Genomic DNA, 12,480 nt, shown 5'->3' with positions numbered 1-12,480 from the left:
GTATCGGATCAGGCGGCGGCGCGGAACTGCTGGCCCAGCACGCTCCAGAGGCTTTGCACGTGGGAGACGAACTGCGGCGTTTCGCGCAGGGTGAAGACGTCGCGCGGATGCGGGATCTGGATGCGCTCGTCCAGCAGCACGCGGCTGGGCGGGCCGGACAGCACCACCACGCGATCGGACAGCAAGATGGCTTCGTCCAGGTCGTGCGTGACCATCACAATCGTCTGGCCCAGCTTGCGCCAGATCTCCATCAGCTCGCGATGCAGGTGCGTCTTCGTGTGCGTGTCCAGCGCACCAAAGGGCTCGTCCAGCAGCAGGATGCGCGGTTCCACCGCCAGGCTCATCAAGAGCGCCACGCGCCGCCGCATGCCGCCCGACAACTGGTGCGGAAAGGCGTCGGCGAAGGCGCTCAGGTGGCCGAGCTCCAGCAGTTCGGCGACACGCTTGGCGATGCGGTCGGCCGGCACGCCCTGAAACTTCAACCCCAGCGCCACGTTCTTCCTGACGCTGAACCACGGCAGCAGCGTGTCCTTCTGGAAGATGTAGCCCAACGCCGGCGGCACCTGCCCATCCACCACGCGCCCGTCCACCTTGATGGTGCCGGTGGTGGGGCGCAGAAAGCCCGCCATCATGTTCAGCAGCGTGCTCTTGCCGCAGCCCGACGGCCCGACAATGGACACGAATTCGCCTTCGTTGATCGTCAGGCTGACCTCGCCGACGGCGTGCGTCGTGCCCTGGCGCGACTGGTACGCCTTGCCTACCTTGTCCAGCGTGATCATCAAAGGCCCCGGACCTTGCGCACGAAGCTCATGTTCACGCACTTGGCGTAGGGCACGGTCTTGATCTCTTCATTCGAGAACTGGCGGCCGTCGCCCATGATGGCCGTCATGCGGTTGTACGCGTCCTCGGTGATGATGTTGTCCTTCAGGAACACCGTCTCCTTGTAGACGCCCAGCGTCTTCTCGATGGCGGCGCGCGGGAAGGCGCTCAGGTAATCGTCGTAGATCACGTCCGTGATGGCGGCTGCGCTGTTGGCCGTGATGAAGTCCTGCGCCTTGACCATGGCGGTCACAAAGGCCTGCACGACCTCGGGACGTTTCTGGATGGTGTCCTGCAGCGTCAACGCCGCGATGCCGGGCACGTCGCCGCCCATGAACTCGTTCCACGAGGCTTCGGTGGTGGCGTCGAAGATCGGCACGCCCCAGCCTTCCTGGCGCGCTTGCTCCATCATCGACATGGTGGCCATGCTGGCCGCGACCGACCCGGTCTTGAGCGCGCCCAGCATGGTCGCCAGATCGCCCAGCGGGCGGATATCGACCTTGTCAGCCACGCCGGCCTTCTGCATCAGGTACAGCGCCATCAGCCACGTGCTGGACTGCGGCTGCGTCGCGCCGACGCGCTTGCCCGCCAGGTCCTTCATCGACTTGATCTTGCCGCTTTCAAAGTCTTCGCGGCGCACGATGACGTTGGCGTACGTCAGCTTGCGGTCAAAGCCGAACACCAGCGCGGCGGGCTTGCCCGCGATGGTCAGCGCGGGCGCGGCGGTGGCGGCCGTGGCGCCGAACACGATCTGGCCGGCGGCCAGCAGCTGGTTGGTGCGCGGGCCGCTCTGCGAATTCAGGTACTCGACCTCCAGCCCGCCTTCTCCGAAGAAACCCTTTTTCAGCGCCACATAGCCGGCCGCGAAAAAGGGGTCGATGCTGCCCTGGCCGTACACGACCTTGCCCAGCTTGGGCTGTGCGAAAACGACGCGCCCGTTGAGCAGGCTGATGCCCGCGAAGGCGGACGCGGCAGCCAGCACGCGGCGGCGGGTGGTGAAGTCGGAGCTACGGGTCATGTCGTCCTCGAAGTGTCTGGGTTGCAGCTGTTTGGCGTCAACAATACCCCAGCGATTGCTGCCCAACAATGGAAAACGCCCGGTTTCCCGGGCGTTCGGTCGTGCGACGCGGCGCGGATTACGCCGCGGTCTTCTTCGGTGCAGCCTTTTTCACGGCCTTCTTGGCGGCGGTTTTGGTTGCCGTTTTGGTTGCGGTTTTGGTCGCTGCCTTCTTGGCGGGCGCCTTCTTCGCAGCCGTCTTGGCCGCCGTCTTGGTGGCGGTCTTCGTCGCCGTCTTGGCCGGCGCACGCGCGCGGCCCGGCTTCTCGGGACGGGGCTCGAACTCGAATCCCACCTTGCCGTCGGGCTGACGCACCAGGAACGCCTTGAACTTGCGATTCGTGCGGCTGGACACAAAGCCGTCCAGCAGATCGGTGCGGCCGTTGGTCAGCAGTTTTTCCATCTGCTCGCGCGAGATCTCCTGCTGCAGGATGACCTTGCCCGACCGGAAGTCGCACGACTTCTCGGGGCCGACGGACTTTTCGCAGACGTAGCTCATGCCGTGCTCGAACACGCGCGACTGGCATTTCGGGCACGGACCCACCGGCGTGTGGCCGGAGAAGTCCACGGCTTCGCTGTCGTCTTCGTCGTTCTGGCCGAAGTCGAATTCCAGCTTGTACTCATCGCTGATGCGCAGGATGGCGGCAAACGGCCGGCCCATCTTGCTGATGAAGCCTTGCAGCGGACCAATCTCGCGCTTGGCCAGCAGTTCTTCGACTTCCGGCAGTTCGAACGTGCGGCCGCCCGGGTGCTTGCCGATGGAAAAGTCGCAGGCCGTGCAGGCGTAGCGGCGGTAGTTTTCCTTGACCACGGCGCCGCATTTGGGGCACGGCGTGGTCAGCGTGGCGTAGTCGCCCGGCACCGTGTCGCGCTCGTATTCCTTGGCGCGCTTGACGATGACCTGCGTCATCTGCGCGATCTCGCGCATGAAGGCCTCGCGGCCCAGTCCGCCCTGCTCGATCTGCTTGAGCTTGTGCTCCCATTCGCCGGTGAGTTCGGGCGAGGTCAGTTCGGCCACATCCAGGCCCGACAGCAGCGTCATCAGCTGGCGCGCCTTGGCGGTGGGCACCAGATCGCGGCCTTCGCGGCGCAGGTAGCTTTCGTTGAGCAGGCCTTCGATGATGGCCGCGCGCGTGGCCGGGGTGCCCAGGCCGCGCTCGGACATGGCCTCGCGCAGTTCCTCGTCGTCCACCAGCTTGCCGGCGCCTTCCATGGCCGACAGCAGCGTGCCTTCGTTAAAGCGCGCCGGCGGCTTGGTCGACAGGCCGACGGCTTCGATGTCTTCCGTGCGCACGGTCTCGCCGTCCGCCACCGGCACCAGGTTGGCGTCTTCGCCCTGGGCTTCCTTGCCGTACACGGCCAGCCAGCCCGGATTGACCAGCACCTTGCCGTCCGTGCGGAAGCGATGCCCCTGCACTTCGGTCAGGCGCGTCGTGACGCGGTATTCCGCGGCGGGGAAGAACACCGCCAGGAAGCGCTTGAGCACCAGGTCGTAGAGCTTGGCTTCGGCTTCGCTCAGGTCGTGCGGGATCTGCAGCGTGGGGATGATCGCAAAGTGATCCGACACCTTCTTGTTGTCGAAGATGCGGCGGTTCGGTTTGACCCACTGCTGGCTGACGACGGTGTCGGCATGGCGCGACAGGCCGCCCACGGCGTTGGAACCGCCCTTGGCCAGCGCGCGCATGGTTTCCTGCACCGTGCTGATGTAATCCTCGGGCAGGTAGCGCGAATCGGTACGCGGATAGGTCAGCGCCTTGTGGCGTTCGTACAGCGTCTGCGCGAGCGACAGCGTGGTCTTGGCCGAGAAGCCGAAGCGGCCGTTGGCCTCGCGCTGCAGCGACGTCAGGTCGTACAGGGCCGGCGACATCTGGCTCGACGGCTTGGATTCCTCGGTCACGCTGCCGGGCTGCTCGCGGCAGGCGGCGACCACGCTTTGCGCGGCGGCGGCCGACCACAGGCGCGATTCGCGCTTTTCGGGATCTTTGTCGTCTTTCTTGAATTGCGGGTCGATCCAGCGGCCTTCGTACAGGCCGGCGGCCGCGACGAAAGTGGCGCGCACTTCCCAGTAATCGCGCGGCACGAAGCGGCGGATGCGCTCTTCGCGTTCGGCCACGATGGCCAGCGTGGGCGTCTGCACCCGGCCGACCGGTGTCTTGAAGAAGCCGCCGTCCTTGCTGTTGAAGGCGGTCATGGCGCGCGTGCCGTTGATGCCGACCAGCCAGTCGGCTTCGGCGCGCGAGCGCGCCGCGGCTTCCAGCGGCTTCATCTGCGTATCGTCGCGCAGGTTGGCGAAGGCCTCGCGGATGGCGGCCTGGGTCATCGACTGCAACCACAGACGCTGAATCGGCTTCTTCACGCCCGCGTATTGAACGATGTAGCGGAAGATCAGTTCGCCTTCACGTCCCGCGTCACAGGCGTTGATGATGGCGTCCACGTCCTTGCGCTTGGCCAGGCGGACAAGCAGCTTAAGACGTTCGGCGGACTTCTTGTCGGTCGGGCCCAATTCGAACGCGGGCGGAATCACGGGCAGGTGCGTGAAGCTCCACTTTCCCTTGACCGGATCGTTGGGCGCGACCAAGCTGAGCAAATGGCCGATGCTGGAAGCGAGAACGTAACGTTCGCTTTCAAAATAGTCGCCCTCGCGCGCAAAGCCTCCCAAGGCGCGTGATATATCAAGGGCCACCGAGGGCTTCTCGGCAATAATCAGCGTTTTATTCATGTGTATCCAGTGGCGGTAGTCCCGCCGTATCAGCGCGGATAATAAGATCGGAGATTCGCCAGATGCAAGTCGGCACTGAAAGACAAGCGGGATCCGAACTGCACGCTTGGCGTCAATTTTTGTCGCGAAGCACCTTGTGGCTAGGGGTTTTGCTGCTAGGCAGCGCCGCCGTCTGCTGGGTTGCCGCCAATTGGCAGGACATGACAAAAATGCAGCGCTTTGCCGGTGTGCAGGGTCTTCTTGCCGTGTGCGCGCTGGCCGCCGCGTGGTCCGGATTGCGCTTGCGCGCCCGGCCCGGGGTGCGACGCAGCATACCTGGCGCGCTGCTGGCGCTCGCCGGCATTCTGCTCGGCGCCCTGCTCGCGCTATTGGGTCAAACATATCAGACGGGTGCCGATACCTGGGAATTGTTCGCCTGGTGGGCAGTGCTGCTGCTGCCGTGGGCGCTTGCCGCGGGCAGCCAGGCGGTGTGGCTGCTGTGGGCGCTGGTGCTCAATCTTGCGGCCGCGCTGTGGCTGGGCGAACGCGTCTTCACCTGGCTGATGATCTTCGGCGGCCCGGGCCTGCCCAGCCTCGTCATGGCCGCCCTGAACCTGCTGATGCTGTTTGGCTGGGAAATGGCCGCGCGCCGCTGGCGCGCCAGCACGGTCTTCGGACCGCGCATCCTGGCCGCCATCGCGATCAGCGTGCTGGTCCTGGCCCTGATGTTCGGCGATTCCATCGTCGGCGGCCTGGGCACCTACAACGGCATTGCGTGGGTCGCCGCCACGCTGGGCCTGGGTCTTTACTATCAGCGCGGCCGGCGCGATCTCGTCATCCTGGCCATGCTGGCTGCCGGCGTCATCTGCGTGTCGCTGCGTGTGGTGGGCGAATGGCTGTGGCGGCTGGAGCCCGGCGTGTGGGCGGCGCTGCCGCTGGCCGCACTGCTCATGGCCGAGGCCGTCGTGGCCGCCCGCTGGCTGCGTGGCCTCAGCAACGAAGCGCCGGTCCCCATACCCGCCGCTGACGCCGAACCAGCCGGCGCGTCGGCAGGCAATGCCGTGGACCCCGCCGACTCCAGCGCGCCCGTCGCGCAGCTTGCCCCCGCCGCCGTGCCGCGCGCCGAGCCCCCCTGGTACGTGCAGTGCCTGCTGGGCTTGTCCGCCTGGCTGGCCACTCTGCTCCTGCTGCTGTTCGTCGCGTTTTCCAATCTGATCACCACCGAAGGCGGCGCGCTGGTCGCCGGGCTGGTGCTGTGCGCCGCGGGCGTGGCGGTGCTGCGCAGCGACGCCGGTCCATTCTGGCGGCAATGCGGCACGGCCATGGCCTTCACGGGGCAGATCCTCATCATTTTCGGGCTGTCCGATTCGACCTCGTTCGCCAGCGCCAGCTTCTTCGTGCTGCTGATGGCGGCCGCGGTCTATGCGCTGGGGCCCGACGTGATCCTGCGGTTCCTCAGCGGTCTTCTGATCGCCTTGGCCAGCGCGGCGCTGATCTGGCGCGGCCTGTCGCCCGACCTCATGCAGGAAGACCTGATGGACGCGTGGATCCGCTTCGACGCGACCCGTGCCACCTTCCTCTGGTTGCCCATCGGCGTGATCGGCGCGTGGGCCACCGCCGTCATCCTTACCGTCAGCCACCGCGTGGGCGCGCGGCGCGGCCATGCGCTGCAGCCGCTGGCGTGGGCCTTCCTGCTGTCTGTGCAAGGCATGGTCTGGCTGGCGAGCGGCATCTCCGTCATTGAATTGCCCGCCATCTGGCAGTTGGCGCCGCGAACCGCTGTGCTGATCGTCGCGGGCGCGCTGCTGCCCGTGGCCGCCGCGCTGGCCGTCCTGTGGCCGCGCCGCCGCCTGCTGACGGGGGGCGTCACATGGGGCGTGCCGATCGGTCTGCTGCTGCTGGCGCTGTTCTGGCTGCCCAGCCCGGGCGTCGGATTCGCCCTGACGTGGCTGCTGCTGGGCTTCGGCCTGAACCAGTCGCGCGTCATGATCTTTGGCGCGGCCAGCTTGCTGGCTTACCTGGGCGTCTATTACTACCAGTTGGAGCTGCCGCTGCTGCAAAAGGCGCTGTGGCTTAGCGGCGCGGCGGTCCTGCTGTTCGTGCTGCGGGCCGCAGTGTGGCTGGTGCCGCGCCTGATGCGCACGCAGACGCCCGCGCAGCTGCGCCCGATGCCGCCGGTGTCCCCAGCCCTGCGCTGGCGCACGGCGGCCATCCTGGGCGGTCTGGCGCTGGTGCTTGCGGCGGCCAACTTTGGCATCTGGGAGCGCGAGAAGCTGTTGGCCTCGGGCAAGGTGGTCATTCTTGAGCTGGCCCCGGTCGATCCGCGTTCGCTCATGCAGGGCGACTACATGGCGCTGAATTTCGCGGCCGGGCGCGAAGTGACGCGCTTGCGGCTGGGCGGCGACCGCACCGACGTGGACGGCGTCATGGGGTACGAGCCCGACGGCTACGTGATGCTGACACCGGACGCGCGCGGCGTGGCGCAGCCCGTGCGCATCCAGCCTGATGTTCACCCGCACGCCGAAACCGAAGTGCCGCTGCGCTATCGCGTGCGCGGCAATGGCGTGCGCATCGTGACCAACGCGTGGTTCTTCCCGGAAGGCGAAGCGGCGCGGTATGAAGTCGCGCGTTTTGGCGAGCTGCGCGTGGCTGACGACGGCGAAGCGTTGCTGGTGCGGATGCTGGGGGCGGATCTGCAGCCGTTGTGAACGGATGCAGCGTTAAGCGTGCCGGGCGCTTCCGGGTGGGCATCGGTTTGACCCGGATTCGCGCGGATGCAATCAGTCGCGCAGAGCCGCCGGTCAGCCGGGAAACCGCTCGGCCCAGCGCGCGGTGGCGTCCTGCAGGAAGGTCGCGACATCCGCGGCGGGCAGCGGCGTAAATCCCAATGCCGCCCACGCGGCTTGCAGGGCCGGCAGCGGTGCGCTGGTGTCGATCGCCGGTGCGCCATTCTGCTTCGACAATTTCAAACCGCTGGCCGGGTCCAGAATCAACGGCACGTGCAGGTAGCGCAGTGGCGGCAATCCCAACAGGCGCCCCAGCACACGCTGACGCGCCGTGGAGCTGAGCAGATCGGCGCCTCGCACCACGTCAGTCACACCCTGCGCGGCATCGTCCACCACCACGGCTAATTGATACGCCCACAGCCCGTCGGCCCGCCGCAGCGCAAAATCCCCGACTGCCTGCGCCACGTCTTGCTCCTGCGCGCCGAGCCAGCGATCCTCGAAGCGCTCCAGCCCTTCAGGCACGCGCAACCGCCAAGCGCGGGCCTCGCGTCCCGCCGGCAGGCCGTGACGGCAGGTGCCGGGATACGGTCTTTCGCCATCGGCGCCCGGCGCGGTCTGGCCGCGCAGCGCAGAATCCGCAATTTCGCGCCGCGTGCAGCCGCAGCCATAGATCAGGCCCTGCGCGGCAAGCGCATCGAACGCGGCCTGGTAGGCCTCGCTACGTTGAGACTGCCAGACGATGTCGCCGTCCCAAACAAGACCCAGCGCTCGCAACTGCCCCATGATGACGTCCGCGGCACCCGGCACCGTGCGCGGCGTGTCCACGTCCTCGATGCGCAGCAGCCAGCGCCCACGTTGCGCGCGCGCGTCCAGCCAGCTTGCCAGCGCGGTCGCCAGCGAGCCCGCATGCAGCGGTCCGCTGGGGCTGGGTGCGAAGCGGCCAACGTAATTCAAGGGGACGTGGACAAGACTTCAGCCCGCACAAGTGCGCGGGCTGAGGGGTTGGAAAGTGTGGCGCGGGAACGCGTGCTCAATGCAGCAGGCGCCCGCCTTCTTCGTCGAGCAGCTCTTCGAGGACCAGATTGTCGATCTCGGCTTCCTGGCTCCAGAGAACCATGAGGGCAATGATCTTGATCTTGGAGAGCGGCACGGGCGTTTCCGGCGAGGCCAGGCCCCGGTCGATGACGATCTCGCGCAGGGGCGCGGGCAGCACGCCGGCCGATTCCAGGAAGGCGATGAAGCCGATGGACTCGGTGCCGAGCTGTTGGTATTCGTTATCGGTGTAGATCCGGGTGCCGGACGTGGGCGCCTGGGCCAGGTCAACGCACCGTTCGGTGGTCTCGGCAAGGCCATACAGCCAACCGAGCGCGTCGTCAATGTCCTCGTGCTCGAAACCGGCAGCGGCGAGCCGCTTGGCGAGCACATCGGCAGCAGGACAGGCCTGAGGCGTGTAGTAATTCTCGAACAGATAGACCAGGATATCGAACATATGGCGCAGTTTGTGCCTGTTTGCACAGTCGGCCCGCATATCGGCAGACCAGCAAACATGAATTTTACTTTACGCCGATTTATTTTGCCGGGCAACCGGGGAAAAGGCGGATGTTGTACTACGTCACCTTGCACGCAAGGACGCCCATTTTGCACCCAAATGCTGACAAAATGGCTGATTCAGCAAAAAGGGGCGATCCCGCGTGGGTCCGCCCCTTTTTTGTTTGCCGCGTCCTGCGTTACGCCACCTTGGGCGCGTTCTCCAGTTTCAGGCCCGCCAGCTGGCGGATGAAAACAGGGATGCAGATCACCAACCCGATGATGCCGCTGGCCAGGCCCGGAATGATGGTCAGCAGCGCGCCAATCGTGCACAGCCACCGCTCCCAGCTCTTCATGCCAACCAGCATGAAACGCGACAAGGCCGCCGACAGCAACACCAGGCCGACCATGCAGCCAAGCAGGGTCACGAAGAACTCGTACCAGGTGAAGCCCTGCACCGAAATCAGCAGCGACGGTGAGAACACAAAGACAAACGGCACGATCAGCTTGGTGATGCCCAGCCGGAACGCCGTGTTCCCGGTCTTGAAGGGATCGCTGCCCGCCATGCCCGCCGCCGCGTACGCGGCCAGCGCCACCGGGGGCGTGATGTCCGCCAGGATGCCGAAATAAAACACGAAGAAGTGCGCCGCAATGGGCTGCACGCCCAACTGCACCAGCGTCGGCGCCGCGACGGCCACCATGATGAGGTAGTTGGCGGTCGTGGGCACGCCGCAGCCCATCAGGATGCAGACAATGCCGGTCATCACCAGCGCCGCGATCAGCGTCAGCGACTGCATGTCCGTCAATGCCTCGGGCAGGAAGATCGCCGCGCCTGCCGCCAGCGCCTGCGAGGCGGCGATCACGATGTACGAGATCTTGAAGCCCACACCCGTGAGCGTCACCACGCCGATCACAATGCCCACCGTGCCGGCCGCTGCGCCGACCGCCAGCGCGTACTTCGCGCCGGTTTCAAAGGCTTCGTACAGGTCGCGCAACCGCAGCCGCGTGTACGGATTGAGGATGCCCACCACGATGCAGCCCGTGATGCCCGCGAAGGCCGCCAGATACGGCGTGCGGCCGCTGGCCAGCATGCCGATCAGCATCGCCAGCGGGATCAGCGTGGGCCAGCGCATCTTGAACGACTGCTTGAGCTTGGGCATTTCCTCGGCGGTCAGCCCGCGCAGGCCTTCACGCTTGGCCTCGAAGTGCACCTGCATGAACATGCCGAAGAAGTACAGGAACGCCGGAAAAATGCCCGCAATGGCGATCTGCTGGTACGGAATGCCCAGGAACTCGATCATCAGGAACGCGGCCGCGCCCATGATGGGCGGCGTGATCTGCCCGCCCGTGCTGCTGGCGGCTTCCACGCCCGCCGCGAAGTGCCGCGGATAACCCACGCGGATCATCGCCGGAATGGTCAGCGACCCCACCGTCACGGCGTTGGCCACCGAAGACCCCGAAATCATGCCGAACATCGCCGAGCCGAACACCGACACCTTGGCCGGCCCGCCCGCGTAACGCCCCGCCACGGTCGAGGCCACGTCCAGGAACAACTGGCCCAGCCCGATGCGGGTGGCCAGCACGCCAAACAGCACGAAGTGGAACACGTAGGTCGCCACGACGCCCACCGCCACGCCGTACACGCCCTGGCTGGTCAGATACATATGGTTGACGACCTGCGACCACGTATTGCCCGCGTGCTTGAGCAGTCCGGGGAAGTACGGCCCGAACATCGCGTACGCCATGAACACCAGCGCGATGATCGGCAGCGGCCATCCCATGGCGCGCCGCGTGGCTTCCAGAAGGCCGATCAGCAGAATCGAGCCCATCAGCACGTCCTGCGGCAGCGGATTGCCCACGCGGAACGCCAGGTCCTCGAAGATGTACGGGATGTACAGCACCGACAGGGCCAGCGCGATCGCGATGATCCAGTCGTACAGCGGAATGCCGCCCGGCGCATACCAGGTCGACTTGGGTTCGCGCTGGTAATGCGACTTGGAAAAGCCGAAGACCAGGAAGATCAGGCTCAGCACGAAGGCCAGGTGCACGCCGCGGTGCGTCGCTTCGCGCAGCAGGCCGAAGCCGGCGGTGTAGTAGTGAAAGATCGAGAGGCTGACCAGCAGGCCCGAGACGATCCACGTGGCAGTCTTGTCCAGCGGCCGGAAGCGGATTTCCGAATCGTACTTTTCCGCCAGCTTCTGGGTTTTCTCGTGATCGATTTCCATCGCGGTGATTCTCAAGATGATTCAACAAGCAGGGCCGCACAACGGCGGCCCTGCTCAGATGCGGCGCGAAAGTGATCGCCGCCGACATAACGCACTACGACAGTTCGCCCACCCCTTCAAAGGCAAGCTATCCGCTTAAAGAACCCGATCCGCCCAAGCGGGGCCGCGCGGATCCGGCTCTGCCGGTCCGCCACCGGCGCCCCTGGGGGAAGCGCCGCAGGCGCTCGGGGGGGCCTATTACTTCAGCAGGCCAATCTCTTTGTAGAACTTCTCGGCACCGGGATGGAACGGAATGCCCGCGCCCTTGGTCGCGTTCTCGCGCGTGATCAGCTTGCCCTTGGCGTGGCCGGCGTCCAGCGTCTTGCGCGTGGCGTCGCTGTACAGCGCTTTGGTCACTTCATACACGGTCTGCTCAGGGATCTTGGCCGACGTCACCATCTGCGCGTTCACCGAAATCGTCTTGACCTCGGGAATGTTCTGGTACGTGTTGGCGGTGATGACATCCGGCGTGAAGAACTCCTGCTTGGCGCGCAGCGCATCGATTTCCGGACCCACCAGCGACACCAGTTCGATGTTGCCCGTGGAGGCCAGTTCGGCGATGGCGCCGGCAGGCGCGCCGCCCACGAAGAAGAACGCGTCCAGGCCGCCGTCCTTGAGCTTGTCGCCCGCCTGATTGGGTTTCAGGTATTCGGCCTTCACGTCCTTGTCGGTCATGCCGTACGCGCCCAGGATCAGGCGCACGTCGACCAGCGTGCCGGAGCCCGGCTCGTCCATCGACACGCGCTTGCCTTTCAGGTCGGCCACGCCCTTGATGCCCGAACCCTTGCGCGTCACCAGGTGGATGCTTTCCGGATACAGCGTGGAGATCAGGCGCAGGTCCTGCGCCTTGGGCTTGCCTTCGAACGTGCCCGTGCCGCTATAGGCCCAGAACGCCACGTCCGACTGCGTGAAGCCGGCTTCAAACGAGCCACCCATGATGCCGTTGATGTTGGCGACCGACCCGTTGGAGGCGACCGCCGTGGCGATCAGCTTGCCCGGTTGCGACACGGCGTTGCCGATGATGCCGCCGATCGGGTAGTACGTGCCCGCCGTGCCGCCCGTGCCGATGCGGAAAAACTGCTGGGCTTGTGCCGAACTGGTGGCGCCGACGGCGGCGACCGCGACGGTCAGGGCGGTGATCCAGTGCTTGAGTTTCATGCGAGCTTCTCCGGTACTTGTTGACAGGTCTGTCGGGTGACGTGGGTCGTCTTGTCATCGCCGGCGCGGCAGCATTGCCACGCCGGAAATGGGCCTCCCCTTGGGGGCCGTTTTCATGATGAAATTCTGTCATGCCGCCCACTGGTAGCCAATGGTTACGGGGCTATCGTTTACCTGGGGGTGCATCGCCCGTTTGGTTATGGGTGGTCCCGCTTTGGTTATGCGCGTGTT

At 65.8% G+C, this 12,480-nt stretch carries 8 protein-coding genes; 1 reads left to right on the top strand and 7 read right to left on the bottom strand.

Features of this window, described 5'->3' with window-relative positions; all coding sequences use genetic code 11:
- Positions 1 to 8: 8 nt before the first annotated feature.
- The 3 genes from HV681_RS25025 to HV681_RS25015 form a co-directional block, all read right to left on the bottom strand.
- On the bottom strand, positions 9 to 779 hold the full coding sequence (locus tag HV681_RS25025) for an ABC transporter ATP-binding protein (RefSeq protein WP_056565862.1): 771 nt from the start codon (positions 777 to 779) through the stop codon (positions 9 to 11).
- The gene (locus tag HV681_RS25020) at positions 779 to 1,837 is read right to left on the bottom strand and encodes an ABC transporter substrate-binding protein (RefSeq protein WP_175125821.1); all 1,059 of its coding nucleotides are present in this window, start codon (positions 1,835 to 1,837) and stop codon (positions 779 to 781) included. Before HV681_RS25020 ends, HV681_RS25025 begins: the two co-directional genes overlap by 1 nt.
- Positions 1,838 to 1,955: 118 nt before the next feature.
- Positions 1,956 to 4,595 carry a DNA topoisomerase III gene (locus tag HV681_RS25015; RefSeq protein WP_175125819.1) on the bottom strand — a complete coding sequence of 880 codons (2,640 nt, stop codon included), beginning with the start codon at positions 4,593 to 4,595 and terminating at the stop codon, positions 1,956 to 1,958.
- A gap of 62 nt (positions 4,596 to 4,657) precedes the next feature.
- On the opposite strand from HV681_RS25015, the gene HV681_RS25010 reads away from it, so the two are divergent.
- The gene (locus HV681_RS25010; RefSeq protein ID WP_175125817.1) at positions 4,658 to 7,282 is read left to right on the top strand and encodes a GDYXXLXY domain-containing protein; all 2,625 of its coding nucleotides are present in this window, start codon (positions 4,658 to 4,660) and stop codon (positions 7,280 to 7,282) included.
- Between the two features lie 93 nt (positions 7,283 to 7,375).
- Here HV681_RS25010 and gluQRS read toward each other — a convergent pair whose 3' ends face one another.
- The 4 genes from gluQRS to HV681_RS24990 form a co-directional block, all read right to left on the bottom strand.
- The gene (gene gluQRS, locus HV681_RS25005; protein ID WP_175125815.1) at positions 7,376 to 8,254 is read right to left on the bottom strand and encodes a tRNA glutamyl-Q(34) synthetase GluQRS; all 879 of its coding nucleotides are present in this window, start codon (positions 8,252 to 8,254) and stop codon (positions 7,376 to 7,378) included.
- A gap of 76 nt (positions 8,255 to 8,330) precedes the next feature.
- Positions 8,331 to 8,789 (bottom strand): Smg family protein, encoded by a 459-nt coding sequence (locus HV681_RS25000; protein WP_056565848.1) that lies wholly within the window; start codon positions 8,787 to 8,789, stop codon positions 8,331 to 8,333.
- A gap of 238 nt (positions 8,790 to 9,027) precedes the next feature.
- Entirely contained in the window at positions 9,028 to 11,052 is a 2,025-nt protein-coding gene (locus tag HV681_RS24995) for a TRAP transporter permease (protein WP_175125814.1), read from the bottom strand.
- 237 nt (positions 11,053 to 11,289) lie between these two features.
- Complete coding sequence (locus HV681_RS24990) at positions 11,290 to 12,249, bottom strand: TAXI family TRAP transporter solute-binding subunit (protein WP_175125813.1); 960 nt, start codon at positions 12,247 to 12,249, stop codon at positions 11,290 to 11,292.
- Between the last annotated feature and the right edge of the window lie 231 nt (positions 12,250 to 12,480).

The organism is Achromobacter animicus (assembly GCF_902859585.1).
Lineage (GTDB): Bacteria > Pseudomonadota > Gammaproteobacteria > Burkholderiales > Burkholderiaceae_B > Achromobacter > Achromobacter animicus.
Note: the sequence above shows the minus strand (reverse complement) of the source record. Positions and strands in the feature narration are given on the sequence as shown.

Excerpts from the sequence above, each read along its gene's own strand:
- HV681_RS24990 (WP_175125813.1), bottom strand. The coding sequence starts at position 12,249 with ATGAAACTCAAGCACTGGATCACCGCCCTGACCGTCGCGGTCGCCGCC.
- HV681_RS25010 (WP_175125817.1), top strand. The coding sequence starts at position 4,658 with ATGCAAGTCGGCACTGAAAGACAAGCGGGATCCGAACTGCACGCTTGG.
- HV681_RS25020 (WP_175125821.1), bottom strand. The coding sequence starts at position 1,837 with ATGACCCGTAGCTCCGACTTCACCACCCGCCGCCGCGTGCTGGCTGCC.
- HV681_RS25000 (WP_056565848.1), bottom strand. The coding sequence starts at position 8,789 with ATGTTCGATATCCTGGTCTATCTGTTCGAGAATTACTACACGCCTCAG.
- HV681_RS25015 (WP_175125819.1), bottom strand. The coding sequence starts at position 4,595 with ATGAATAAAACGCTGATTATTGCCGAGAAGCCCTCGGTGGCCCTTGAT.
- HV681_RS25025 (WP_056565862.1), bottom strand. The coding sequence starts at position 779 with ATGATCACGCTGGACAAGGTAGGCAAGGCGTACCAGTCGCGCCAGGGC.
- HV681_RS24995 (WP_175125814.1), bottom strand. The coding sequence starts at position 11,052 with ATGGAAATCGATCACGAGAAAACCCAGAAGCTGGCGGAAAAGTACGAT.